18 protein-coding genes are annotated in these 26,448 nt (G+C 69.1%); 9 read left to right on the top strand and 9 right to left on the bottom strand.

Features of this window, described 5'->3' with window-relative positions; translation table 11 throughout:
- Positions 1-265: 265 nt before the first annotated feature.
- Both ASD79_RS08955 and ASD79_RS08950 read left to right on the top strand, forming a co-directional pair.
- Positions 266-1,354, top strand: a complete 1,089-nt coding sequence (locus ASD79_RS08955; RefSeq protein WP_056720734.1) for a serine hydrolase — start codon at positions 266-268, stop codon at positions 1,352-1,354.
- A 150-nt stretch (positions 1,355-1,504) separates the two neighbouring features.
- Positions 1,505-2,014: a thermonuclease family protein gene (locus tag ASD79_RS08950; RefSeq protein ID WP_056720732.1), complete on the top strand. Its 510-nt coding sequence runs from the start codon at positions 1,505-1,507 to the stop codon at positions 2,012-2,014.
- Positions 2,015-2,072: 58 nt separating this feature from the next.
- Here ASD79_RS08950 and ASD79_RS08945 read toward each other — a convergent pair whose 3' ends face one another.
- From ASD79_RS08945 to ASD79_RS08930, 4 genes are read right to left on the bottom strand one after another with little or no spacing between them, the layout of a single operon-like run.
- On the bottom strand, positions 2,073-5,180 hold the full coding sequence (locus ASD79_RS08945) for an efflux RND transporter permease subunit (protein ID WP_056720730.1): 3,108 nt from the start codon (positions 5,178-5,180) through the stop codon (positions 2,073-2,075).
- Positions 5,180-6,304 (bottom strand): efflux RND transporter periplasmic adaptor subunit, encoded by a 1,125-nt coding sequence (locus tag ASD79_RS08940; RefSeq protein WP_056720728.1) that lies wholly within the window; start codon positions 6,302-6,304, stop codon positions 5,180-5,182. Before ASD79_RS08940 ends, ASD79_RS08945 begins: the two co-directional genes overlap by 1 nt.
- Entirely contained in the window at positions 6,247-7,755 is a 1,509-nt protein-coding gene (locus ASD79_RS08935; RefSeq protein WP_056720725.1) for an efflux transporter outer membrane subunit, read from the bottom strand. The genes ASD79_RS08940 and ASD79_RS08935 overlap by 58 nt, the downstream gene beginning before the upstream one ends.
- A 57-nt stretch (positions 7,756-7,812) precedes the next feature.
- On the bottom strand, positions 7,813-8,319 hold the full coding sequence (locus ASD79_RS08930; RefSeq protein ID WP_056720723.1) for a MarR family winged helix-turn-helix transcriptional regulator: 507 nt from the start codon (positions 8,317-8,319) through the stop codon (positions 7,813-7,815).
- 880 nt (positions 8,320-9,199) lie between these two features.
- Here ASD79_RS08930 and ASD79_RS08925 point away from each other — a divergent pair.
- Complete coding sequence (locus tag ASD79_RS08925) at positions 9,200-12,199, top strand: TonB-dependent receptor (RefSeq protein ID WP_056720721.1); 3,000 nt, start codon at positions 9,200-9,202, stop codon at positions 12,197-12,199.
- Positions 12,200-12,364: 165 nt separating this feature from the next.
- Here ASD79_RS08925 and ASD79_RS08920 read toward each other — a convergent pair whose 3' ends face one another.
- Entirely contained in the window at positions 12,365-13,621 is a 1,257-nt protein-coding gene (locus tag ASD79_RS08920) for a TetR/AcrR family transcriptional regulator (protein WP_082584857.1), read from the bottom strand.
- A 343-nt stretch (positions 13,622-13,964) separates the two neighbouring features.
- Here ASD79_RS08920 and ASD79_RS08915 point away from each other — a divergent pair, with 343 nt between their 5' ends.
- The gene (locus ASD79_RS08915; protein ID WP_056720717.1) at positions 13,965-15,191 is read left to right on the top strand and encodes a serine hydrolase; all 1,227 of its coding nucleotides are present in this window, start codon (positions 13,965-13,967) and stop codon (positions 15,189-15,191) included.
- Between the two features lie 216 nt (positions 15,192-15,407).
- Here the strand turns inward: ASD79_RS08915 and kdsA are convergent, their stop codons facing one another.
- Both kdsA and ASD79_RS08905 read right to left on the bottom strand, forming a co-directional pair.
- Positions 15,408-16,259, bottom strand: a complete 852-nt coding sequence (gene kdsA / locus ASD79_RS08910) for a 3-deoxy-8-phosphooctulonate synthase (protein ID WP_056720716.1) — start codon at positions 16,257-16,259, stop codon at positions 15,408-15,410.
- Positions 16,260-16,315: 56 nt separating this feature from the next.
- Positions 16,316-17,221 carry a LysR family transcriptional regulator gene (locus tag ASD79_RS08905; RefSeq protein WP_056720714.1) on the bottom strand — a complete coding sequence of 302 codons (906 nt, stop codon included), beginning with the start codon at positions 17,219-17,221 and terminating at the stop codon, positions 16,316-16,318.
- A 125-nt stretch (positions 17,222-17,346) separates the two neighbouring features.
- On the opposite strand from ASD79_RS08905, the gene ASD79_RS08900 reads away from it, so the two are divergent.
- The 4 genes from ASD79_RS08900 (at position 17,347) to ASD79_RS08885 (ending at position 23,689) form a co-directional block, all read left to right on the top strand.
- Positions 17,347-18,369: an NAD(P)-dependent alcohol dehydrogenase gene (locus ASD79_RS08900; protein ID WP_056720713.1), complete on the top strand. Its 1,023-nt coding sequence runs from the start codon at positions 17,347-17,349 to the stop codon at positions 18,367-18,369.
- Positions 18,370-18,792: 423 nt separating this feature from the next.
- Positions 18,793-20,871 (top strand): 3-hydroxyacyl-CoA dehydrogenase NAD-binding domain-containing protein, encoded by a 2,079-nt coding sequence (locus ASD79_RS08895; protein ID WP_056720711.1) that lies wholly within the window; start codon positions 18,793-18,795, stop codon positions 20,869-20,871.
- Positions 20,872-21,022: 151 nt separating this feature from the next.
- Positions 21,023-22,585: a class I adenylate-forming enzyme family protein gene (locus ASD79_RS08890; RefSeq protein WP_056720709.1), complete on the top strand. Its 1,563-nt coding sequence runs from the start codon at positions 21,023-21,025 to the stop codon at positions 22,583-22,585.
- A gap of 129 nt (positions 22,586-22,714) precedes the next feature.
- Positions 22,715-23,689, top strand: coding sequence for a DegT/DnrJ/EryC1/StrS family aminotransferase (locus ASD79_RS08885; RefSeq protein WP_056720736.1), 975 nt, complete (start codon positions 22,715-22,717; stop codon positions 23,687-23,689).
- 168 nt (positions 23,690-23,857) lie between these two features.
- Here the strand turns inward: ASD79_RS08885 and ASD79_RS08880 are convergent, their stop codons facing one another.
- Positions 23,858-24,880, bottom strand: coding sequence for an adenosine deaminase (locus ASD79_RS08880; protein WP_056720707.1), 1,023 nt, complete (start codon positions 24,878-24,880; stop codon positions 23,858-23,860).
- A 101-nt stretch (positions 24,881-24,981) separates the two neighbouring features.
- Here ASD79_RS08880 and ASD79_RS08875 point away from each other — a divergent pair, with 101 nt between their 5' ends.
- Positions 24,982-25,335 (top strand): hypothetical protein, encoded by a 354-nt coding sequence (locus tag ASD79_RS08875; RefSeq protein WP_056720705.1) that lies wholly within the window; start codon positions 24,982-24,984, stop codon positions 25,333-25,335.
- Positions 25,336-25,398: 63 nt separating this feature from the next.
- On the opposite strand, the gene ASD79_RS08870 is transcribed toward ASD79_RS08875, so the two are convergent.
- Entirely contained in the window at positions 25,399-26,292 is an 894-nt protein-coding gene (locus tag ASD79_RS08870; protein WP_056720703.1) for a pirin family protein, read from the bottom strand.
- Between the last annotated feature and the right edge of the window lie 156 nt (positions 26,293-26,448).

Raw genomic sequence — 26,448 nt, 5'->3', positions numbered from 1 at the left:
CATCCGCGAAGGCGGCCGCACGGTCGGCGCCGGCGTGGTGGCCAAGATCGTCGAATAGTCTTCGACCTTCTGAAGTCTCTACCGAACTAGCCAAGGCCCCGGGGGAAACCCCGGGGCCTTTTGCATTCCTCCCCCTTCGGGGGAGGTGGCCCGAAGGGTCGGAGGGGGCAAGGGGGCCTCCATTACGACACCTTAAGATGACCGCCCGGGCCGCGCCGCCTAGCGTGGCCATGGCCTCGACCGGCGGGCCCAGTCGGAACCTCCCATGCTCAAGCGACGCGACCTGATCCTGGCCGGGGCCGGCCTGATGCTGGCGCCCACGACGGCCCTGGCCGCCGCAAGACCCCTGGGGGGCGACAATCCGGTCGTCGACGCCTTCGTCAAGGAACAGGCCTTCCAGGGCGTGGTCATGCTGGGCAAGGCCGGCAAGGCCACCTATGCCCGGGCCTTCGGCATGGCCGACATCGAGGCCGCGCGCCCGGCCACGATCGACACCGTCTACGCCATCGCCTCGATGTCCAAATGGCTGACCGCCGTCACCGTCCTCAAGCTGGTCGAGGCCGGCAAGCTGTCGCTGGACGCGCCGATCACCACCTGGCTGCCCGACTATCGCGCCGACACCGGCGCCAAGGTCACCCTGCGGCGGTTGCTGTCCAACAGCAGCGGCGTGCCCAACGGTTTCACCACGGCGATCAAGGCCGATCCCTCCCTCTTCAAGGCGCGGCTGAGCACGGCGGAGGCCCTGGAGCGCTTCTGCCTGGGCGACCTGGCGTTCGAGCCGGGGACGCGGTTCGATTACGCCCTCACCAACTGGATCATCGTGCTGGCCGCCGTCGAGAGGGTCACCGGCCTGCCGTTCCAGACGGCCGTGCGCGAGATCACCCTGAGCCCGCTGGGGCTGGACGGCATCCGGGCCGACGACGCGATCACCGCTGAGCCCAACACCGCCGTCGGCTATACCGACGCTAAGCCGCCGACCCGACGTCCCAACGACCGCCAGCCCTACATGGCCGCCGCGGGCGGCTATTTCGGCGCGGCGTCGGACCTGCTGAAGGCGGCCCATCTGATCTTCGACACCGGCTTCCTGTCGCCCGCTTCGCAAAGAGCCCTGCGGACCGTCGAGGTGGCCAGCGACCGCTACGCCCTGGGCGGCCGGATCCGTACCCTGGTGGTCGACGGCAAGCCCTATCCAGCCGGCTGGGAGACGGGCAACACCGCCGGCTTCCGCTCGGTGCTGGGCCACCGCTTCGACACCCGCGCGAGCGTGGTGATCCTCAACAACACCACGATGTCGCAGAAGACCCTGGACCTGTTCGCCGACAAGCTGTTCGGGGCGGTGACGCCGGCGGGCTAGGGCATTTTCGAGCGAAGTGGACACCGGTTCGCGTGAAGAAAATACGCAAAAACAAGAACCTAGAGCGCCCGGCCTGATGCAATCAGGTCGGGAAACGCTCTAGGCGGCGGAGCGAGACGACTCTACCCTAAGGGAAACGCGAGAGACCCCGTGAACCGCCATCGCCTCTTCTCCCTGCTGGGAGCCCTGTCGCTGACCGTGCCGCTGGCGGCCTGCCAGAGGACACCGGACCCGCCGGCCTCGATCAGCGCGCCACCCGGCCTGGGCGACCGCGTGCGGGTGCTCAGCGCCGACGCCTTCGTGATCGACGGGCGGCACGTGCGCCTGGCCAACGCCTATGCGCCGCAGGGCGTGCCCGACGCCCGCTGCTGGGCCGAGGCGGCGGCCGCCAAGCAGGTGACCGACTGGGTCCGGGGCAAGGTGCGCGAAGCCCGTGTCGTGGCCATCGAGACGCCGGACGGCTTCGACGAGTTCCATCGCGAGCTGGCCGTCGTCAGGCTGGACGGCGAGGATCTGGGACAGGCGCTCTACGAGGCGGGTCTGGCGAGCCGGCGCACCGAGGCCGCGTATGGCCGGTTCTCGTGGTGCGAGCCGATCAGCGCCAAGGCCGCGGGCGCGCCGGCGGTGGGCTCGCTGCTCGACAGCGGCAAGCAGCGGTAAAGGTCGGAAGCTTGGGGACACACACATACCAGTGTGTGTCCCCGTTCGTTCGTTCGCCCTACAGCCGATCCACCGGCGACAAGGCCCCCGTGGGCGCCTCGCGCGGGGTGGTCCAGCGGGCCAGATGCGGGGTCAGCCAGCGCTCGATGTCGTCGACGATCTCGTAGACCACCGGCACCAGCACCAGCGACAGCACGGTCGAGGTGATCAGGCCGCCGATCACCGCCACGGCCATCGGCTGGCGGAACTCCGAACCGGTGCCGATGCCCATGGCGGTCGGCATCATGCCGGCCATCATCGCCAGGGTGGTCATGACGATCGGCCGGGCCCGTTCGTGGCAGGCGTCGAGGATGGCGTCGCGCTGGCTCATGCCCGACCGTTCCTGCTCGATGGCGTACTCGACCAGCAGGATCGAGTTCTTGGCCGCCAGGCCCATCAGCATCAGGAAGCCGATCAGCGACGGCATCGACAGCGACTGGCCGGTGACCAGCAGGGCGAAGAACGCGCCGCCGATCGCCAGGGGCAGGGCCGACAGGATGGTCACCGGCTTGAAGAAGCTGCGGAACAGCAGCACCAGCACGCCGAACACCAGGCCGACCGCCGACAGCAGGGCCACGGCGAAGCCGGTGAACAGCTCGACGAAGGCCTCCTGGTCGCCGGCCGCGGCCGGGGTGACGCCGGCCGGCAGCTTGGCCATGGTCGGCAGCTTGTTGACGTCGGCCATCGCCTGACCCAGCTGGGCGCCGTTGTTGAGGTCGGCCTCGATGGTCAGCTGACGCTTGCGGGCGAAGCGGTCGATCTTGGCCGGGCCGGCCTGGAACGACAGGTCGGCGACACTATCCAATCGCGTGGTGCCGCCGCCGGCCGTGGGGATGCGCAGGGCGCCCAGGGCGTCGAGGTCGGCGCGGGTCTCGGCCGGCAGGCGCACGCGGATCGGGATTCTCCGCTCGCCCTGGGTCATCTTGGCGACGTTGGAGTCGATGTCGCCGACCGTCGCCACCCGGGCGATGGCGGCGATGTCGGCGGCGTTGACGCCCAGGCGGGCGGCCTCGTCGGCCTTGGGGCGGATGATGATTTCCGGACCGCTGGGCGGCGAGGAGGGGCGGGGATCGGCGACCGTCGTCAGGCCGCGCATCTCGCGTTCCACCTGCAAGGCGGTGCGTTCCAGCAGCGGGCCGTCCTCGGCGGTCAGGATGGTCTGGACGTCCGAGGTGCCCCAGTCGCCCAGCAGGTTGACCCGGGCGTCGGGGATGTCGCGCAGGCCGGCGCGGACCACCTGCTTGATCTGCGTCACCCGCAGGTCGCGCTTGGCGTTGAGGACGATGGTGATGGTGGCGTCGCGGATGTCGGCCCCGCTCTGGCCGCCCCAGCCGCTGCCGATGTTGGACCCGACCTGGGCGAAGACGTGGGCGGTCTCCGGGCGGGCCTTGAACATCTTGGTCACGGCCTGGACCGTGCGTTCCATGTCGGCCGTGGTCGCGCCGGGCGGGCCCTGGACCTTCAGATAGTAGTAGTTGGCGTTGCCGGCCGGCTGGAAGGCGGTCGGCAGCAGGCCGGCCAGCATGATCGAGCCGACGAAGATCAGGCCGCCGATGATGCAGCTGAGGATCCGGTGATCCAGCGCCCAGTCCAGGGCGCCGCGATAGAAGCCCTCGAACGGCTTGCGCGGATGCGGGTTCCTGGACGGCTTGAGGAAATAGGCGGCCAGCAGCGGGGTCAGCAGGCGGGCGACGACCAGCGAGAACAGCACCGCCACGGCGACGGTCAGGCCGAACTCCTTGAAGAACTGGCCGGGCGTGCCGGGCATGTAGGACACCGGCACGAACACCGCCACGATGGTGAAGGTGGTGGCCACGACCGCCAGGCCGATGGAATCCGCCCCCTCCATCGCCGCCTGGAAGGGCCTCTGGCCCCGCGAGACGCGTTTCTCGATGTTCTCGATCTCGACCACGGCGTCGTCGACCAGGATGCCGATGACCAGGGTCAGGGCCAGCAGGGTCACGACGTTCAACGAGAAGCCCATCACCGCCATGAAGGCGAAGGTGGGGATCAGCGACACCGGCATGGCGATGGCGGTGATCAGGGTGGCCCGCCACTCGCGCAGGAACAGGAACACCACCAGCGACGCCAGCAGCATGCCTTCCAGCAGGGTGTGCTCGGTGGCGGTGAAGCTGGCGCGGGTCTCGTCGACGGTCGAGAAGATCTTCACGAACGTCACGCCGGGCTGCTTGGCCTCCAGCTTGTCGACGGCCGCCTTGACGCGGTCCTCGACGGCGACGTCGCTGGAGTCGCGGGTCTTCATCACCTGGAAGGCGACGACGGGGCGGCTGTCCAGGCGGGCGAAGCCGCGCTGCTCCTCGGCGCCCTGGCCGACCTGGGCGACGTCGGTCAGTTTCACGTAGCGGCCGCCGCTGATGGGAATGGTGATGTTGCGCAGTTGCTCGACCGTGGTGGCCGCGCCCAGCACGCGCAAGGTCTGCTCGCGGCCGCCGATCTTGGCCCGTCCGCCGGGAGCGTCGACGCTGAAGCTGGCCAGGGCCGTGTTCAGCTGCGGGGCGGTGACGCCGAACGCGGCCATGCGGTCGGGATCGATGATGACGTTGATTTCGCGGTCGACGCCGCCGACCCGGGCCACCTGGGCCACGCCCTTTTCGCCCTGCAGGGCGCGGGTGACGGTGTCGTCGATGAACCACGACAGCTCGGTCGGGCTCATGTTCGGGGCCGAGACGGCATAGGTGATGATCGGGGCGCTGGTGATCTCCAGGCGCTGGACGATCGGCTCGTCGACCTCGCGCGGCAGGATCGAGCGGGTCTGGTCGACCTTGGAGCGGACCTCGTCGGTGACCTTCTGCAGGTCCTCGCCGAGCTCGAACTCGATGGTGGTGGTCGAGGCGCCCTGGACCACCGACGAGCGGATGGTCTTGACGTTGGAGATGCTGGCCACGGCGTCCTCGATCGGACGGGTGACCTGGGTCTCCATCTCGCCGGGCGCCGCGCCGCTCTGGGTGACCGTTACGGTCACGGCGGGGAACTCGACATTGGGGAACTGCTTGATCGGCAGGGCCATGTAGCAGCCGACGCCGGCGATGATCAGGGCGATGAACAGGACCGCGACGGGAATCGGGTTCTTGATCGCCCAGGCGGAGATTTTGAGTTCGGTCGCCATCAGCGGGCCGCCTGTTGGATGTTGGACGGCCGGACGAGGTCGCCGTCGGCCACGAACGAGGCTCCGCCCAGCACCACGCGGGTTCCGGCCGGCGGGCCCTGGATCAGTTGCGCCCAGCCGCCGCCCTTCTGGCCGACCTTGATGGCCACCTGGTGGGCGCGGTTGTTGCCGTCGACGGTCATCAGCGACAGGCCGTCGGCCTCGTAGCGGATGGCCGATTCCGGCACGGCGACGACGCTGGAGCCCGAGGCGCCGAAGGTGGCGCGGCCGAAGCCGCCGGGCCGCAGGTCCTGACGGACCGGCAGGCGCACCCGCACCTTGCCCAGGCGGTTGGCGCTGTCGACCCGGGGGCTGACCAGGCGGACGACGCCCGACACCGACTGGCCGCCGGGCAGGCTGACCTGGGCCGGCTGTCCGGCGCGGATTCCGGCCAGGTCGGCTTCGTTGACCTCGGCCTCCAGCTCGACCAGGCCGTCGCGGGCGATGCTGAACCACGGGGTGGTCCCGCCGCCGGCGATCTGGCCCGGCTGCACGCCGCGCTGCAGGACCAGGCCGCCGACCGGGGCGGTGATGGTCATGCGCGAGACGCGGGTGCGTAGTTCCTTCAGGGCCGCTTCCTGGGCCTTGGCGGTGTAGCGGCGGGTCTCGATCTGCTCCTGGGACAGCACGCCCTGGCCGTCGAGGCCGGCGACGCGCTTGGCCTCGGCCTGGGCCTGGGCGGTCACGGCCGCCTGCTGGTCGACCTGGGCCCGCAGCAGGGTGTCGTCCAGCTGGGCCAGGGGCTGGCCGGCCCGGACATAGTCGCCCTCGTCGGCATAGAGCCGGGCGACGCGGTAGCCCGAAAGCTCCGAGCCGACGGCGGCCTCTTCGCGCGCGACCAGCAGGCCGGACGCCTCGACCCCGCCGCCCAGCGGCCGGGCCTCGACGCCGCCGACGCTGACGGTGCGGGCCACCGATGCGGGTTTGGGGGGAGCCTTGTCCTTCTTCTCGCCGCAGGCGGTCAGGCCGACCGCGGTGATCAGGAGCATGGCGGCGAGCGAAGTGCGGGTCGTCATGGGGGAGGATCTCATTTCGAGGAAACCTGGGTGGGGACCGTGCTCTCTTGGGCAGGATTGGGCGACCATCCGCCGCCCAGCGCCTTGTAGGTCTGGACGGCGCGCAGCAGGGCCTGGGTCTTGGCGCCGGTCAGGGCGGTGCGGGCCAGGCGCCAGGACTGTTCGGCCTGCAGGGTGGTGGTCAGGTCGGTGAGGCCCAGGGCGTAGCCCTTGCGGCCGGCGGCATAGGCCCGCTCGGCCCGGATCTCGCCGGCGGTCAGCAGGGTCACGCGGCGCTGGTCGGCGTTCAGCTGGACCATGGCGTTCTCGGCCTCGCCATAGGCGGTCTGCACAGCCTTCTCGTAAGCGATGGCCGCCTGCCGGGTGCGGGCGTTCTGGGCGTCGATGTCGGCCAGCAACGAGGGGATGTTCAGCACCGGGATCGACAGGTTGGCGCCCAGCGTCCAGGTCGAGCTGGTGGTTTCCGTCTTGCCGCCCGCCAAGCCGAAGCTAGGAGAGATGCTCTTGGACAGGCCGACGCCGGGGGTCAGGTTGAAGGTCGGGAACAGCGCCAGTTCGTTGATCTTCAGGTTGCCGGCCGCCGAGGCCAGCTTGGCCTGGGCCTCGCGCACGTCGGGGCGGCGGGCCAGCAGTTCGCCGGGTACGGTGGCGGGGACGGGCGGCGGGGCGTCCAGCACCGCATCGACCGGCAGGCTGACCAACGGGTCGATCCCGCGCCCGACCAGGATCAGCAGGCTGCGCCGGGCGACGGCCAGCTGGGCTTCCAGGTCGGCGACCTGGGCCTGGGCCTGGGCCATGTCGGCCTCGGCGCGGTCGCCCTCGGAGGTGGCGACCAGGCCGGCCTCGCCCTTCTTCACGGCGCTGTCGCGCAGGCCGCCGTTGATGCGGACGGTCTCGCGGGCGTCGTCCAGTTGCACGGCCAGGCCGCGGGCCTCGAAATAGGATTGGGCGACATTGGCGGCCAGGGCGGCGCGCGCCCCCTCGAAGCCGAAGCGGGCGGCGGCCAGGTCGTTGTCGACCACCTGGCGGGCCGCGCGACGACGGCCGATCAGGTCGAGTTCCCAACTGACGTCGAAATTGGCGGCGTAGCTCTCGGTATCGCCGCCTTGGGTGAACGGAAACACGCCGGCCGGCAACTTTTGATCCAGGATCTTCGTGTGCGTCTTGCTGCCGCTGCCGGTCAGCGGCGTCGAGGGGATGTAGAGCTGGCGGACCTGGCCCTTGCGCACGGCGCGGGCCTCGTCCAGCACGGCCTGGGCGCTGCGGGCGTCCGGGGCCTTTTCCAGGGCCGCCTCGACCAGGGCGGTCAGCTGCGGATCGTTGAAGCTGGTCCACCAGCGGTCCAGGCTGGCCTGGGGCAAGGTGGTCCCGGCCGGAGCCTCATAGGCGGCCGGCAGGCGGGTGTCGGGCGTGGGGCGCGGCGTCGAGACGCAAGCCGTCAGGGCCAGGCCGCCCAGGCCCAGCGCCGCCAGCGCGGCTCCCGATCGGAGGGGCCGAGGGCGCGTGCGCTCACCGGTCATGACTGAACTCATCAAGAAACACCTGAAGTTGCGGCCGCGGGGGCGGCCGCCGTTATTTCAAAGGGGCTCGGAAGCCGACGGAGGGAAGCCTGCCACATTGCGATAGACGTCGATCACCTGGTCCAGGAACCGTTCGATCACCTGGCGCTCGGCCTGGTCCAGACTGGCGATGACGCCGTCCAGCCCATCCAGCATCGGGGCCAGTTGCTGAAAGGCCCTGTCCACCGAAGCATAGGTCGGAACGACGAACACCTTGCGACGGTCGCCGGCCTGGCGTTCCCGGCGGACGTGTCCCGCCCGTTCGAGGCGGTCGACGATCTGGGTGCTGGCGGCGGTCGTCACCTCGAGGCGAGCGGCCAGTTCGCCCGGCGTCAGGGGGCCGCTGGTCAGAAGTTGTTCCAGAGCCGCCATGTCGGTGACGTTCACCCCCAGGGACCCGCCGATCTTCTTGCCGATCTCGCGCGTCAGGATCGAGATTTCCTTGAGGCGCTGACCGATCGGGTCGCCCGTCATCCGCGACTTGTAGGTCGCCAGACATGCTGAAAAGGGATCATCCGTCGCCATGCCAGAACGGATATTGCTAAGCAAATTAATAGTCAATTGATTTAGCAATGTTGGAGGCGAGGATCGCCTGGGCGCCGTTCGCGCGCGACGTCCAGGTCCGGTCGCGGCGGCGCCGGGGCGAGCGGGCCAAGGGCGCGCGAGCGCTCTGGTCACGACTGATCTCATCAAGAGGCGCCTGGACGGACGATCGCGCCGGGGGAGTTGGCGGATCGCCGTTCGCTCATTTAGGGGCTGCAACGCCCGGTGGAAAGGCCGCGCGCCGTCGATCAAGCATGACAATTGCGCAATGATTCCGCCGTTACCGGTCTCGTCCGCGCGGGTCGGTTCGGCGGCCCTCATGAATGCTCCTCGATCTTGGCCCACACCGCGGTTTTCAGGCGACGGAAGGAGGTTGTCCGTCCGGCTTCCTAGGGACGACGAACGAGGAGGCGGCTTTGCGACATCGTCGCCACGAAGAGTTCGTGTCGCCCCGCCGGCCCCCGGCCTGCCTGGTCGTCGCCTAGCATCGCGACGCGCCGGTTTCTGTCAGCAGGACGCCAGCAGGCCCCCTGTCGCGGGCCAATGACCGGCGCGAGGTTGACGTACCGTCAAAACATACCGCATCATCGAAACAGGTGTTCGACTCCGAGAGTCGTGGCCCGTCCGTGCGGAGTAGCGGGCAGTAAGTGAAAGCGTTTTAGTTATCCGGCCTAGGGGGAACCTAAGGTTGTCGGTCCACGAACACGCATCTTCAATTTTCGAAACGCGTCTTGCGGGTGACGTGGCGGTGGAGGCCGTCATGTTCTCGCCCGACAGGCGCGGCGTGGAGCACGCCGCCGACTGAGATCCCCCGAAGCCCAAAATGCCTGCATTCAAAAAAGCAGCTCGGGAGGGAAGACCAATGAGAAGAACGATGTTCCTGCGTGGGGCCTCGGCCCTGACGCTTGTCATGACCATGGCGACGGGGGCCCTGGCCCAGACCAAGCCCTCACGAGACGGACCGGTCGAGGTCGAAGAGATCATCGTCACCGGCTCGTTCATCCGCGGCACGCCCGAGGACGCGTCGCTGCCGGTCGACGTGATCGGGGCCGAGGACCTGCAGAAGCAGGGCTCGCCCTCGACGGTGGAACTGCTCAAGGCCCTGCCGGTCTCGAACGGCGTGCTGGGCGACACCAACCAGTTCGACAGCCGCGCCCAGGGCTCGGAAGGCTCGGGCTCGGTCAACCTGCGCGGCCTCGGCTCGCAACGCACCCTGGTGCTGCTGAACGGCCGGCGCCTGGCCATCAACCCCCTGGCCGCGGCCGGGGCCGGCATCGTCGACACCAACATCCTTCCCACCGCCGCCATCGGCCGGATCGAGGTGCTGAAGGACGGGGCGGCCGCGACCTACGGCTCGGACGCCATCGCCGGCGTCGTCAACTTCATCACCAAGAAGAACTTCAACGGCCTCGAGGCCGGCGCCGACTATCGCTATATCGACGGCTCGAAGGGCGACTACGGCCTGAACGTCACCTACGGCAAGGTCTGGGACAACGCCAACCTGCTGGCCAGCGTCGGCTGGCAACACCGCTCCAAGCTCAGCGTCGGCGATCGCGACTGGGCCAACAAGTCGTACCTGTCCAATCCTGAAGCCGGCTGGTCGGCGGCGGGCAACCCCTCGACCTTCGTCCCGGCCGCCGCCTCGACCACGGGCTTTCGCGACCCCGCCTGCGCGCCCCTGGGCGGCACCCCAGGCTTCAGCGGCATAACGCCCATCTGCCTGTGGCACTACACGCCGTTCGACAACCTGGTCGAGAAGCAGGACGCCATCCAGGCCTATGCCGAGGTCAATGCCGACCTGTCGGCCAAGACCAAGTTCCACGCCGAGGTGCTGTATTCCCACACCGACGTGCCCGACTGGAATACCTCGCCGTCCTACGCGGCGCTGGCGGTGCCCACCGCCGAGGCCTCGGCGGCGCCGACCCTGGCCGGGCGCTACTACGTGCCGGCCAACAACCCCGGCCTGATCGCCTTCATGGCCGCCAACCCGACCATCACCACCACCAGCCTGGTGACCGGGGCGCAGACCACGGTGCCGTCGAGCATCCTGTTGGGCGGGGCGATCGTCGCCGCCAACCGGCCCTACGGCCTGGGCGGCAACCCCGCCTTCGGCTATGGGGCCTCGATCGGCGCGCGGGCCTATGACGCCTTCCGGGTGTCGGGCGACCTCTCGGGCGAGTTCGACAACGGCATCGGTTGGGACATCGCCCTGACCTATTCGCAGGAAGTCGGGATCCGCACGGGCTACGACACCCTGGTCAACCGCTTCGAACTGGCCTTGCGCGGCCTGGGCGGCCCGCGTTGCGACACCGACGCGGCCACCCCCGGCATCCAGGGCGTTCCCGGGGTCAATGGCTGCCTGTTCTACAACCCGTTCGCCAACGCCATTCCTGGCAACGTGATGACCGGCCAGGCCAACGCGGCCTTCAACCCGGCTCTGGCCAACAGCGAGGAAGTCACCCGCTGGTTCTTCCAGAAGCTGTCGACCAAGCAGGCCTCGCGGCTGTTCGTCGGCGAGGCGGTGCTGAACGGCAAGACCAACATCACCCTGCCGGGCGGCGACATCGCCTGGGCGGCCGGCGCCCAGTACCGCCGCACCTACTTCAAGTCGGACTACAACGACATCAGCAACGCGGCGATCAATCCGTGCGTCAACACGCCGGACTACGGCGTGACCACCTGCACCGGCTCGGTCCGCAACGGGCCGTTCATGTTCCTGGGCGTCGGCACCGAGGCCGACAAGCAGAACGAGGTCATGGCCGGGTTCGGCGAGCTGAGCCTGCCGATCACCGAGGCCATCCAGATGCAACTGGCCGCGCGCTACGAGGACTATGGCGGCCAGACCGGCTCGACCTTCAATCCCAAGGCCGCGATCCGCTGGCAGGCCACTCCCTGGCTGGCGTTCCGCGCCTCGGCGGGCTCCACCTTCCGCGGGCCGCCGGATCCGCAGCTGGTGACCTCGTCGATCACCTCGCTGCAGAGCATCCTGGGGGTGTTCCGCGCCGTCGACATCTACGGCAATCCCGCCCTGCAGCCGGAAAAGGCCAAGACCTACAACGCCGGCGCCCTGTTCAAGGCGGGCAACTTCAAGGCCAGCATCGACTACTTCCGTTTCGACTTCGAAAAGCCGATCGTCGCCGAACCGGTGGCCGGCATGGTCGCGGCCCTCTATCCGAACGGCGCGGCGGGGGCCAACAACTGCGGCGTCGCCGCCTATGCGGCCCTGCAGGCGCGCTTCACCTACAGCACCAGCTGCAACACGATCTCGTCGATCGCCCGGCTGAAGACCTTCTATGTCAATGGACCGGACATCAGGAACTCGGGCTTCGACCTCGCGGCCGACTACCGGTTCGAGGGCGTGCTCGGCGGCGACCTCTCGATCGGCGCCAACGCCACCTACATCCAGGAGTACAAGGTCAGCGCCCAGACCGTCGAAGGGGTCCTAGTCTCGCCGGCCTTCGACGCGGTGGGCAAGCTGAACTATCAGACCATCGCCGTGCCGATCCCGCAGTGGAAGGGCGACGTCTTCGCCGAATGGACGATGGGCCCGCATAACCTGCGCGCCACGGTCCACTACATCGACAGCTATACGGACCAGCGCGTCGCGCCGTTCCTGACCGGCGCCTACAAGGACTCCACCGGCGCGCCGGTGACGGTGTCGGCGGGCAAGAAGATCGACACCCAGATCCTCACCGACCTGGCCTATCGGGTCTTCCTGCCGTGGGACACCACCCTGACGGCGGCGATCACCAACGTCTTCGACCAGGAGCCGTCCTACGCCCGCCTCGACCTGGGCTACGACCCGTTCACGGGCGACCCGCTGGGCCGGACCTACAAGGTGGGGGTGCGGAAGAAGTTCTAGCCTCCGGGTTTGAACGGGGAAGGGCGGCTTCGGCCGCCCTTTTTCGTTGGGCGCATTGCGTCCTTCGAGGCTTCGCTTCGCTACGCACCTCAGGATGAGGAATCCAGCACAACGCTCCTCATCCTGAGGCGCCCGCGCAGCGGGCCTCGAAGGACGCAGGGCGCGCTACTTCGTGAACAGCCCCATCAGCAGCGGCCGGGCGAACAGCCCGGCGGCCTCTCCGCGTTCGACGCCGGGGATCCACACGCCCAGCGAGGCGGCGGCGTTGAGCATCGAATTGATCATGTGGGCGGCGATCATCGGGTCGACCGCGCGCACCGAGCCCTCGGCCACGCCGTCCGAGATGATCGCCGCGAAGCGCTCCGAGCCGCGGTTGTAGCCTTGCGACATCTCGTGGCGGATCTCGATCGGCAGGGCCCCCATCGACGAGGCGCGCAGCAGCGGGCCGTGGTCCGACAGCTGGTATTCGACCAGGGCCGCGGTCGCCGCGACCAGCTGGTTCCAGCCGTCGCCGGCCCCCCCGTCCGTAGCCAGGGCGCGGGCGTCGGCCTGGGCCTTGCGGGTGACGGCGAAGGTTCGCTCGAAGCACTCGACCACCAGGGCGTCCTTGTCCTCGTGGTGGTGGTAGAACGAGCCCTTGGTGACGTTCAGCTGGGCCGAGATCTCCTCGACCGAGGCCCCGCGATAGCCGCGCTGGTTGATCAGCCGGGTGGCGGCGACCAGGAAGGTCTCGCGCCATTCCTGGTTCTCGGGCGCGGCCGGCGTCGGGTCGGGCAGGGCGACCGGAGCCCAGCGGTCGGCGCCGTCCCGGCCCTTCGGGGCCAGGCCGTGGATCAGGATGTCGTACATCTTGTCGCGAACCCGACCGTAGTCGTCGGTGTCGTAGCGCCGCAGCCAGGAGCCCGACCAGAAGACCTGCTCCAGCAGCAGGTGGGTGCGGGCGTTGCGCTCGCGCTTGTCCAGGTGCTCGAAGCCGGCGCCCTCGAACAGGCCGCGCACCCGGCGGAACAGGTCGTTGAACGCGCCCTGCACCGAGCCGCGCAGGGGCTCTTTCAGGGCCCGCATCTCGGTGAAGCTGGTCAGGGGCGCGGCCTCGCCCAGCCGCACCCGGCGGTTCAGGTCCAGATAGAGGTCCAGGAAGCGCAGCAGCCGGGAGGGGGCGTCCGGCGCCCGCGAGGCCTCGGTGACCAGGGCGTCGAAACGTTCCAGGCCGCGCATGAAGCAGGCGGCGGCCAGGTCGTCCTTCTTGCGGTAATAGTAGGTGACGCTGGTGGTGATCAGCCCGACCTTGGCGGCGACGTCGGCCAGGGTCATGCCCTTGACGCCCTGGCGATTGAGGATCGCGGTCGCGGCGGCGAGGATCGCCTCTTTCTTCTTCGCGTACCGCTCGGTGGCGGGGCTCGCGATCCGGCCGTCGTCCATGTGCTCGCCCCTCATCGCCGGTCGTCGCGCGGGTCTTTGGACCGGTTAGTCCAATTTAGGAAGCCTCGCGGTCGCGACAAGGCGCGCGGCCGCGTTCCGGCGCCGCTTTCGTGAGCGCGGAATCTTGCTGGCATGTTGCAGGACTAGGGCGGAGACGTGGCGGTTCGAAGGTCTGGTTCGCTCGCCGCGTCGTCCTGGGTCGCGCAAACGCTTGCCGATCCTCGCTCCCTAGTTTTCAATTGATATGCGCTTGATCGGCGGGGGGCGGTGTCGCGTCGCCTTCGGTCGCCGCCAAGATCATGATCGCCGTCCGCTCCTGGACGGCCGCGGGAGGAACGCCATCTTGAGTACGCCGGAAGCCGTGGGTCTGTCGTCGGACCGACTGAAACGCATCGACGCCTTCATCCAGGACAAGTACATCGCGCCCGGAAAGCTGCCCTGCGCCCTGGTCCAGGTGTGGCGGCGCGGCCAGTTGGCCCACGCCACGGTCCTGGGCTCGGCCGACGTCGAGCGCGGCCTGCCGCTGAAGGCCGACAGCCTGTTTCGCATCTATTCGATGACCAAGCCGATCACCTCGATCGCCTTCATGATGCTGGTCGAGGAGGGGCTGGTTTCGCTGGACGACCCGGTGCACCGCTACATCCCGTCGTGGAAGAAGCTGGGCGTCTTCCAGGCCGGGGTGCTGAACGGCTTCCTGACCAAGCCCGTGGCCGAGCCGATGCGGATCATCGACCTGCTGCGCCACACCGCCGGCCTGACCTATGGCTTCCAGCAGCGCAGCAACGTCGACGCCGCCTATCGCAAGCTGAAGCTGGACGGGGTGGACAGCGAGGGCGGGCTGGAGGCCTTCGTCGAGGCGCTGGGGACCGTGCCGCTGGAGTTCTCGCCCGGCGAGGCCTGGAACTATTCGGTGGCCACCGACGTGCTGGGCTACCTGGTCCAGGCGATCTCGGGCCGGCCGTTCGACGAATTCCTCAAGACCCGGATCTTCGACCCGCTGAAGATGGTCGACACCGGCTTCTTCGTGCCGGAGAGCCAGCGCGGCCGCTTCACCGCCTGCTACACCCTCAACCCCAAGGGGCAGGTGGTGCTGCAGGACGACCCGGAGACCAGCCGCTACCTGTCCGATCCGGCGGTGAAGTCGGGCGGCGGCGGCCTGGTCTCGACCGCCGACGACTACATGCGGTTCTGCCGCATGCTGCTGAACGGCGGCGAGCTGGACGGGGCGCGGATCGTCAGCCCCAAGACGCTGAAGCTGATGACCATGAACCACCTGCCGGGCGGCAAGGAGTTGACGGAACTGTCCAAGTCGCTGTTCAGCGAGGCGGTGTTCGAGGGCCTGGGCTTTGGCCTCGGCTTCGCCATGACCGTGGACCAGGCGCGGACCAAGAACATCGGCTCGCACGGCGAATATTTCTGGGGCGGCATGGCCTCGACGGCCTTCTGGATCGACCCGGTCGAGGACCTGGCGGTGGTGTTCATGACCCAGCTGACGCCGTCGAGCGCCTATCCGATCCGCAGGGAGCTGCGGACGCTGGTCTATGCGGCGTTCACGGAGTCAGCGGCTTAGGCGGGAAGCCGTGCGTCCTTCGAGGCCCTCCGTTGGAGGGCTCCTCAGGATGAGGAGCGTTGTGCCGTTTTCCTCATCCTGAGGTGCGAAGCGTAGCGAAGCCTCGAAGGACGCAAGGCGTTCGCCGCTAGCGAGCGCTTCTTCAACTCAAAAGTTTCGTCATCCCCCGACTTGTTCGGGATGACGAATGGGGCGGGGGCAAGCGTCAACGGCCCCCTAAGCCCGCACCGCCCCGTGCAGGGCCTTCAGCGTCTTCAGCAGGCCCGCCGCCCCGTCCAGCGGCAGGCAGCTGGGGCCGTCGCACAGGGCCTTGTCGGGCTCGGGGTGGAATTCCAGGAACACCGCGTCGGCGCCCGCCGCGACGGCGGCCTTGGCGATGATCGGCACGCCCTCGCGGCGACCGCCGGTCGAGCCGCCGTTGGTGCGCGGGTCGGCCCCGGGCAGTTGCACGGCGTGGGTGGCGTCGATCGACACCGGCACGCCCAGGGCCTGCATCTGGCCGATCCCCAGCATGTCGACCACCAGGTTGTTGTAGCCGAACGAGGCCCCGCGCTCGCACAGGATGATCTCGACGCCGGGCGCCGCCTCGCGGGCCTTGCTGATGATGTTCTTGCAGTCCCACGAGGCCAGGAACTGGGCCTTCTTGACGTGCAGGCAGCCGCCGGCCGCTTGGGCGGCGCGGGCGGCGGCGACCACCAGGTCGGTCTGGCGGCACAGAAAGGCGGGGATCTGCACCAGCTCGGCGACGGCGGCCACGGGCCGCGCCTGCTCCACCTCGTGGATGTCGGTGGCGATCGGCACGTTCAGCACGCGCTTGATCTCGGCCAGTATGGCCAGGCCGTCCTTCAGGCCGGGGCCGCGATAGCTGGTGATCGACGAGCGGTTGGCCTTGTCGAAGCTGGCCTTGAACACGAACGGCAGGCCCAGCTGGGTGGTGATCGCCTGGAGCTCGCGCCCGACGTTCAGCGCCAGGTCCAGGCTCTCCAGCACATTCACGCCGGCGATCACGGCCAGGGGCTGGCCCGCGCCGATCGAGAGATTCCACGACTTCAGATGAACGACGGACATGAGGGACTCCCGGAGGGGCTAGAGCGTGCGCCCCCGACTTAAACGCCGGGCCTCGCCTAGGCCAGCATCATCGGCGGCAATCCCGCCGCCAGGGCGTCGATCGCGGCTCGCACCCGCAGGGGCAGATGGGGGCCGCGAGGCCAGAGCAGGTGAGTGTCGAACACCAGGCCGGGCTGGTCGGTCAGCACCTGTTCCAGCCGGCCCGCCGCGACGTGCTCGCGCACCAGCCAGCAGGGCAGCCAGGCCAGGCCCAGGCCGGCCACGGCCGCGTCGGTGATCGCCTCCAGGTCGTCGAAGCGGACGCGGTTGGCGGGGGCGACCTCGCGGTCCGGCCCGCCCGGCGTCGGGAACAGCCAGCGCCGCGCGCGGTCGCCGCGACCGTAGACCACGGCCCGATGGCCGGCGATGTCGGCCAGGGCCTTGGGGCGGCCCTGGGCGTCCAGATAGGCCGGGGCGGCGCAGACCGTCATCCGCTGGCCCGACACCCGCCGCCCCATCAGCCCGGCGTTGTCGGGCAGGGCGCCGTTGCGGATCGCCAGGTCGTAGCCGTCCTCGACCAGGTCGGCGGGGCGATCGCTGAACGACAGGCCCAGCTCCAGCGCCGGGTGTCGCCGCAGCAGGTCCAGCAGGATCGGCGCGACGCAGTGGCGGCCGAAGATCACCGGCGCGGTGACCCGCAGGCGGCCCGCCGGCTCGGCCCGGCCGGACTCCAGCGCCGCCTCGGCGGCTTCCAGCTCGGCCAGGGCCCGCACGCAGCGCTCGTAGAACATCTGGCCGTCGTCGGTCAGGCTCTGGCTGCGGGTGGTGCGATGGAACAGGCGCGCGCCCAGCCGGGCCTCCAGCCGGGCGATCGTCTTGCCCACCGCCGACCGCGACAGGCCCAGGCGGACGGCCGCCGGGGCGAAGCCGCCGGCCTCGACCGCTTCGACGAAGGCCTCGACCCCGCTCAACCGTTCGCTCATCGTCGCGCTCCATTGGTTCTCAGTAGTCTACAGTGATGGGACAAACGGCCGCCACCGTAGATTTATTGGGCCATTAGTGTGCGCCTCCTCCGAGCCCCCGGGCTCCCGCGTCGAGGAAGAGCGCAATGGCCAAGTTGATGAAACGTTGGACCCTGAGCGGCTATGGCCGCGACCACCTGGCGCTGGAGGCGGTCTCCGTCCCGACGCCAGGCCCCGGCCAGGTGCTGGTCAAGGTCACGGCGCTGTCGCTGAACTACCGCGACAAGATGGTGATCGAGAGCGGCATGGGCATGGACCTGGCCTTCCCGTTCACCCCGGTCTCGGACCTGGCCGGGACGGTCGAGGCGGTCGGGCCTGGTGTCGCGCGGTTCAGCGGCGGCGAGCGGGTGATCTCGACCTTCATCCCCCACTGGATCGACGGGGCGGCGTTCGGCTCGGCGGCCGAACCCGGCTACCCCACCCTGGGCGGCAAGTTCCCGGGTGTGGCGGCGGAATATGTCGTGCTGTCGGAACAGGTGCTGACGCCGTCGCCGACCAGCCTGACCGACGCCGAGGCCAGCACCCTGCCGGTCGCCGGCCTGACCGCCTGGTTCTCCCTGATCGAGGAGGGCCACCTGGCGCCCGGCCAGACCGTGGTGGCCCAGGGCACCGGCGGAGTGGCGTTGTTCGGGGTGCAGATCGCCAAGGCGGCCGGAGCGCGGGCGATCATCACCTCGGGTGACGACGACAAGCTGGTCCGCGCCATGGCCCTGGGCGCCGACCACGGCGTCAACCGGCTGAAGACCGACTGGGCCCAGGCGGTGATCGACCTGACCGACGGACGCGGCGCCGAGCACATCCTGGAACTGGCCGGCGGCGCCAATTTCGACCGCTCGATCACCGCGTCGGCGGTGCGCGGCCAGATCTCGGTGATCGGCCTGCTGGACGGGGCCGAACTGAAGGGCACGGTGTTTCCGCTGCTGCTCAAGCAGTTGTCGGTGCGCGGCGTCGTGGTCGGCCACCGGCGGGCGCTGGAGGACTTCGTCCGCTTCGTCGACCAGCATGGCCTCAAGCCGGTGATCGACCGCGAATACGCCTTCGCCGATCTGCACGCGGCGCTTGACCACCTGGATCGCGGGCCGTTCGGCAAGATCGTGGTGCGGGTGTAGCGGCGGAGAGAAAGCGGCGCGGGAGCGTGCTCCCGCGCCAAGTGCGCTTCACCTAGTCGACGCGCCATCGCGGCGCGCCGCGTCCGCCTGAACGTCGGCTTCGAAAAAGTGGGACGCGTGCAAGTCACGTCCTGAAGGCTCGACTTCACGCGTACGCCCCTGGTCAGCCTGAGCCTTGCCCGCGATCGCCAAAGGGTTGACGAACGCGGCGCCCGAACGGCGCTCCCCCGCCGTCCGGACAACTCCAGCTGAAACTGGAGTTTTAGAATTTCTAGTATGATCGCGGCGGCGTCAACGGCCGGCGCCTAAATTCCCGGCGCCGCCCTCGCCCTCTGGACTTCGCCGCCGCGTCGTGCAGGTTTGGCTTCAAACAACCGTTCAAACTCAAGAGCGGGCAAACTCAAGAACAGGGGTGGAAGCGCCATGGCCGCCATTAACGCCGTTACAGATCTCTCCGTCGAAGGCGACATCGGCGTCGTCACGCTCAACTCGCCGCCGGTCAACGCCCTGTCGGCGGCCGTGCGCGAGGGGCTGAAAGGCGCCTTCGAGGCGGCGGTCGCTGACCCGGCGGTCAAGGCGATCGTGCTGATCTGCGAGGGCAAGACCTTCATCGCCGGCGCCGACATCACCGAGTTTGGCAAGGCCATGACCGGCCCGTCCCTGCAGGACGTGCAGAACACCATCGAGAACTCGCCCAAGCCCGTCGTGGCCGCGATCCACGGCACGGTGCTGGGCGGCGGGCTGGAGGTGGCGCTGGTCGCCCACTTCCGCGTCGCCGTGCCCTCCGCCAAGGCCGGGCTGCCGGAAGTCAATATCGGCCTGCTGCCGGGGGCCGGCGGCACCCAGCGCCTGCCGCGCGTCGTGGGCGTCGAGAAGGCGCTGGAGATGGTCACCACCGGCCAGCACGTGCCGGCCAAGGCGGCGCTGGCCATGGGCCTGTTCGACTCCATCGTCGAGGAAGGCGCCCTGCGCGACGGGGCCATCGCCTTCGCCCGCGTGGTGCTGGCCGAGGACAAGCCGCTGACCCGCATCCGCGACCAGAACGCCAAGGTCGAGGCCGCGCGCGGCAAGCCCGAGATCTTCAGCGAATTCCGCAAGGCCAACGCCCGCAAATTCCGCGGCTTCCTGGCCCCCGAGAACAACATCAAGTGCATCGAGGCGGCGGTGAACCTGCCCTTCGACGAGGGGTTGAAGCAAGAGCGCAAGCTGTTCATGGAGCTGATGACCGGCAGCCAGTCGGCCGCCCAGCGCCACGTGTTCTTCGCCGAACGCCAGGCCGCCAAGATCCCCGACGTGCCGGACGACACCGCCATCATTCCGGTCAGGAAGGTCGGGGTGATCGGGGCCGGCACCATGGGCGGCGGCATCTCGATGAACTTCCTCAACGCCGGCATCCCGGTGACGATCATCGAGGCCAAGCAGGAGAACCTCGACCGCGGCGTCGGGGTGATTCGCAAGAACTACGAGAACACCGCCAAGAAGGGCCGCCTGACCCAGGACGACGTCGAAAAGCGCATGGCGCTGCTGACGCCCTCGATGCACCTGGAAGACCTGGCCGACTGCGACCTGATCATCGAGGCGGTGTTCGAGTTGATGGAGATCAAGAAGGAAGTGTTCGGCAAGCTGGATGCGATCGCCAAGCCCGGCGCGATCCTGGCCTCCAACACCTCGTACCTCGACATCGACGTGATCGCCGCCTCGACCAGCCGGCCCGAGAGCGTGATCGGCCTGCACTTCTTCTCGCCGGCCAACGTCATGCGCCTGCTGGAGATCGTGCGCGGCGAGAAGACCGACAAGTCGGTGATCGCCACCGCGATGCAGATCGGCAAGAAGATCGGCAAGGTCGCGGTGCTGGTCGGCAACTGCCATGGCTTCGTCGGCAACCGCATGCTGGCCCAGCGCCAGCGCGAGGCCCAGAAGCTGATCCTCGAAGGGGCCATGCCCTGGGACGTCGACCGCGTGCTCTACGATTTCGGCCTGCCGATGGGGCCGTTCGCGATGAGCGACCTGGCCGGCCTCGATATCGGTTGGGACCCGGCCAAGACCTCGTCCTCGACCGTCCGCGAAGTGCTGTGCGAGATGGACCGGCGCGGCCAGAAGAACGGCAAGGGCTTCTACGACTACGACGAGAACCGGGTCGCCAAGCCCTCGGCCGAGGTCGAGCAAGTCATTCTAGAGTTCGCCGAGAAGCGCCAGATCCAGCGCCGCGAGATCAGCGACCAGGAGATCCTGGAGCGCTGCCTGTATCCGATGGTCAACGAGGGGGCCAAGATCCTCGAGGAGGGCAAGGCCATCCGGGCTTCGGACATCGATACCGTCTGGATCAACGGCTACGGCTGGCCAGTCTATTCGGGCGGCCCGATGTTCTGGGGCGAGCTGGTCGGCCTGTCCAAGATCCTGGCCAGGATGCAGGAGTTCCAGGCCAAGCTCGGCGACGATTTCAAGCCGTCGGCCCTGCTGGAACGGCTGGTGGCCGAGGGCAAGGGCTTCAAGGACGCTTGATCTGAAATCTCCGCTTCTCCCGTTGTCATCCCGGGCGTAGCGAAGCGAAGACCCGGGACCCAGGGGCGGTGCGCACCGCCCCTGGGTCCCGGACAGCCTCTGCGAGGCTTCCGGGATGACAACAGTTTTTGTGATGCGGACTTAAATCGCCATGACCTCGATCCAATCCATGATGACCGCCGACTACGGCGTGATGGGCGACATCCTGCGGCTGCGGGCCCGGGAAAACCCCGACCATCCCGCCGTGATCATGGAAACCGGCGAGGCCGTGACCTACGCCCAGTTCGACGCCCTGGCCGACCGCGTCGCCGTCGCCCTGCAGCGCGATGGGATCAAGCCGGGCGAGGCCGTCGCGGTCTGCGCCCTGTCGTCGATTCCCTACGCGGCCCTGTTTCTCGGCGCCCTGCGGGCCGGCGTCGCGGTCGCGCCGCTGGCCCCGTCCTCGACGCCCGAGGCCATCGCCGGCATGGTCGCCGACTGCGGCGCGCGGCTGTTCTTCATGGACGCCGGCGTGGCGCGGGCCCAGACGCCCGCGCCGATCGCCGTGCGCTACATCGCCCTGGATGGCGCGGCGTTCGGCGACGCCTTCGACGCCTGGCTGGCCCCGGAGGGCGCCACGCCCGCGTCGGTGACGATCACCGCCGAGGCCCCGTTCAACATCATCTATTCCAGCGGCACGACCGGCGCGCCCAAGGGCATCGTCCAGTCGCACGGCATGCGCTGGAAGCACGTGTTCCGCGGCGACGCGGTCGGTTACGGCGGCGAGGCCGTCACCCTGCTGTCGACCCCGCTCTATTCCAACACCACCCTGGTCTGCTTCTTCCCCACCCTGGCGGGCGGCGGCACGGTGGTGCTGATGAAGAAGTTCGACGCCGGCAAATATCTTGAGCTGGCCCAGCGCCATCGCATGACCCACACCATGCTGGTGCCGGTGCAGTACCGCCGGCTGATGGACCGCCCCGACTTCGGCGACTTCGACCTGTCGTCCACCCACCTGAAGCTCTGCACCAGCGCCCCGTTCGCGGCCGAGCTGAAGGCCCAGGTGCTGCAGCGCTGGCCGGGTGGGCTGGTCGAGTATTTCGGCATGACCGAAGGCGGCGGCACCTGCATCCTGATGGCCCACGAGCACCCGGACAAGCTGCACACGGTGGGCCGACCCGCGCCCGGCCACGACATCCGGCTGATCGACGAGGACGGCGTCCAGGTCGGGTCCGGGGTGATCGGCGAGATCGTCGGGCGCTCGGAAGGCATGATGAACGGCTATCACGGCCAGCCGGGCAAGACCGCCGAAGCCACCTGGGTCTCGCCCGAGGGCTGGAACTTCATCCGCACCGGCGATGTCGGCCGGTTCGACGAGGACGGCTTCCTGACGCTGATGGACCGCAAGAAGGACATGATCATCAGCGGCGGCTTCAACATCTATCCCAGCGACCTGGAGGCCGAGATCGTCAAGCACGAGGACGTCGCCGAGGCCGCCGTGGTCGGGGTGCCCTCCGACGCCTGGGGCGAATCGCCGGTGGCCTTCGTGGCGTTAAGGCCCGCCATGGAGGGAGTCGGGCGAATTGACGCGGAGGGGTTGAGGGCGTGGGTCAATGCGCGCCTCGGCAAGACCCAGCGGCTGGTCGACCTGAAACTGGTGGAATCCCTGCCCCGCAGCCATATCGGCAAGGTTTTGAAGCGTGAATTGCGCGACGGCTGGGCCGCTTCTGCCTAGCGGGAAGATTCCGGCCCCAAAAATGCCGCGACGGCGCGCCGCATGCACGCCCCGCGAGTCACTCGATACGGTTGCTTAACCATAAGGTGATGCCCTGTGCAGAGCCGGATCTTCGGAAGCGCCGTCCCGATGCAACCTCAACCCAGAACCGCGCCGTCGTTGGAAGCCCGCAAGCGCGACAAGCTCGTCGCCCGGGGCGTCCCGCAGGATTTCGCCGCCGTCGAGCAATTGCTGCGACAAGGCCTGGCGCCGGGTCTCGACAGCCGCCTGGCCGAGCGTTTCGACCGTCCCACCGCCGTCCGCGCCGTCTCGACCCGGGTCGCCGCCCTGGCCGCCGCCCTGGCCGTTTCGGGCGCGCGTCGCGGCGGGGTCTGCATCGTTCCGGCCCTGGCTTGCGCCGCCACCCTCGAAGGCATCGCCGCCGCAGGGTTGAAGCCCTGGCTGGTCGACGTCGACCCCTACAGCTGGATGTTCGATCCGGCTCACCTGCGCGAGCGCCTGGGCGAGGCCCCGCCGCCGATCGAGGCCATCGTCCCCACCTGCGCCTTTGGCCGCGCGCCCGACATGGCCGCCTGGGCCGCCTTCCATGCCGAGACCGGCCTGCCGATCGTCGTCGACGCTTGCGAGGGCTTTGACGTGGTCATGGACGCCCCGGTTCCCGTGGTCGTCGGCCTGCCCAGCGGACGCGGCGTGTTCGTGGCCTGCGAGGACGCCGATTTCATCGCCCGCCTTGATGCGCCCGCCTTCGCCGGCGAGGCGGGGCTCGAGGCCTGGTCGGGCCAGCGCCTGCGCCTGGCCACCGCGGCCCAGCGCCTGCGCATGCTGCTGCTGGGCGCCCCGATCCGCTTCCAGCCGGGCTGGGGGATGAGCTGGGTGTCCGACGCCTGGGTCGTCAGCCTGGCCGAAGGCGCTGCCCCCGCCGTCGCCGCAAAGCTGGCCGCCGAGGGCTACGTGACCAATCCCGTGGGGCCGGGACACTCGGCCCGCGACGAGATGCCGGTGGCCGACCGCCTGGCCAAGTCAGTGCTGAGCCTGCCGTTCCATGCCGATCTGGGGATCACGGAACTGGACGAGCTGGCGGACGCGGTGCGTAGGGCGCTGTAAAAATCACCTTCTCCCAGAGGGAGAAGGAGGGGCCCGCGCGGAGCGTGGGAGGATGAGGGGTTACGCCGTATCGGCCCCATTCCCTGCCGGCACGCCGTCGAACGTCTAAACCCCTCACCCTCCCATGGCTCCGCCATGGGCCCCTCCCTCTCCCTCTGGGAGAGGGTTTCAGTTCGCCGCCGCCACGTACGCGTCGATCCCCGCCACCCGCTTGGCCTTCTCCGCCTCGCCGAGGAACGACCCCGTGAAGCTGTTCTTGGCCAGGGTCACCAGTTCGTCGCGGGTCAGGTCCAGCGCTTCCGCCGTCTGCAGGTAGTTCTCCAGCAGGTAGCCGCCGAAATAGGCCGGGTCGTCGGAATTGACCGTCGCCTTCAGGCCCAGGGCCAGCATGCGCTTCAGCGGGTGGTGCTTGAGGTCGCTCACCCCGCACAGCTTGAGGTTCGACAGCGGGCACACGGTCAGCGTCGTGCCGTCCTGCACCAGCCGCGCGGTCAGGCAGTCGTCCTCCAGCGCCCGGTTGCCGTGGTCGATGCGGTCGACATTGATCAGGTCCACCGCCTCCCAGACATAGGCCGGCGGGCCCTCCTCGCCGGCGTGGGCGACGACCTTGAGGCCCAGGTCGCGGGCCGCTTGCAGCACGCGGGCGAACTTGGCGGGCGGGTGGCCGACCTCGGAGGAGTCCAGGCCGACTCCGGCGATCTTGTCGAGATAGGGCTTGGCCTGTTCCAGGGTGGCGAAGGCGGCGGCCTCGTCCAGGTGGCGCAGGAAGCAGAGGATCAGCTTGGAGCTGACGCCCAGCGTGCGCTCGGCCTCTTCCATGCCCGCCGTCAGCCCGCCGATCACCGTGCCGAACGCCACGCCGCGGTCGGTGTGGGTCTGGGGGTCGAAGAAGATTTCGGCGTGGGTCCCGCCGTCGGCCGCCAGGCGGCGGAAATAGGCCAGGGCCAGGTCCTTGAAGTCGGCCTCGGTGAGCAGCACGCCCGCGCCCTGGTAGTAGATGTCCAGGAAGTCCTGCAGGTTGGAGAAATCGTAGGCGGCGCGGATTTCGTCCACCGTCTTGAACGGCAGGACGACGCCGTTGCGGGCGGCCAGCTCGAACATCAGCTCGGGCTCGAGGCTGCCCTCGATGTGCATGTGCAGCTCGGCCTTGGGCAGGCCGCGGATGAAGGTTTCGAGGGCGAGATCGGTCATGGGAATGTGATCGGTCCGACAGCGCGCGGGGTCAAGAGCTGGAAGTGGGGACAGGCGCATGCGCCTGTCCCCATCCACGGCCTTCTGGGCTAGAAGATCCCGTGCCCCCCGAAGACCCTCTTCCCGCGCCGATCGAAGACGCCGGCCCGGCGATCAGCTTCGCCGACGCCAACGCCGCGGCGATGTACGGCCGCGACTACCGCAAGACCCTGGCCCTGGACGACAGCTTCAAGCGCCTGGACGCTCAGGACCGCCTGGCCGCCGCGCGGCGGGCCCTGTCGGCGCGGGAGGTGGCGGTGATGGACATGGCGGCGGGGCGGGGCCACGCGCTGGCCGAGATCGTCGCCAGGACCGGGCGGACGATGGCGTTTATCGAGGGGCTGTTCCTGGGGGCGTGCGCGAAGCTGTCGGCGCACTACGAGACGGCGGATCTGGGCCCGGAGCGGCTGACCTAGTTCGGGCCCTCTTGGCGCCCCTTGGGGACAGGCGCATGCGCCTGTCCCCCTCCGCTCTTCGCCTCAAGACATCGGCGGCGGGGGCGGCGGCGGCTCGGGCAGGGGGGTGAACTCGTCGTGGTCGAGGTCGGGCAGCTTCATGCGGCCGGCCCGCCAGTCGGCCTTGGCCTGCTCGATGCGGTCCTTGGACGAATGGACGAAGTTCCATTCGATGAAGCGCGGGCCGATCGGCTCGCCGCCCAGCAGCATGACCGTCGAGGGCTCCAGGGCCTCGAAGACGATGGTCTCGCCGGGCGCGAACACCGCCATCTGGCCGGCGTGCAGGGTCTGGCCGCCGACCTCGACCTTGCCGGTGGCGACATAGGCGGCGCGCTCGGGATATTCGGCAGGCAGCCCGGCCTTGGTCCCGGCCGCCAGCTCCCAGTGCACGTAGAACAGCGGCGAGAACACCGGCACCTTGGCCTCGACGCCGAACGCCTTGCCGGCCACCAGCGTGGCCTTCAGGCCGCCCTTGTCCTCGAAGCTGGGCAGTTCGTCGCGGCCATGGTGCGAAAACAGCGGGTCGATCTCTTCCTTGTCTTCCGGCAGGGCCACCCAGGCCTGGATGCCGTGCATCACGCCGCCGTCGCGGCGCAGGGTCTCGAAGCGCTCGGAATGGGTGATGCCGCTGCCGGCCGTCATCCAGTTGACCTCGCCGGGACGGATGTCGATCTCCGAGCCGAGGCTGTCGCGGTGGGTGATCTCGCCCTCGAACAGGTAGGTCAGGGTCGACAGGCCGATGTGCGGGTGGGGCCGCACGTCGACATTGCGCGGGAAGCCGGGCGCGAAGCTGGCCGGGCCCATGTGGTCGAAGAAGGTGAAGGGCCCCACCATCCGGTGGCTGTGGAACGGCAGCACGCGGCCCACCTCGAACCCGCCGAGGTCCTTGCGGCGCTGGTCGATGACGAGGTCGATCATGGGAGGGCTCCGGTGGGGTGGAGCCGGCATTGTGGCGGGAGCGAGAGGGGGATTCTAGAACAAAAATCCTCCCCCTGTGGGGGAGGTGTCGTCCCCGACTTGGTCGGGGATGACGGAGGGGGGAGTGATCGGACGATGGCCCCAAGCCGGATCTTC

Source organism: Caulobacter sp. Root655 (genome assembly GCF_001427665.1).
Lineage (GTDB): Bacteria > Pseudomonadota > Alphaproteobacteria > Caulobacterales > Caulobacteraceae > Caulobacter.
Note: the sequence above shows the minus strand (reverse complement) of the source record. Positions and strands in the feature narration are given on the sequence as shown.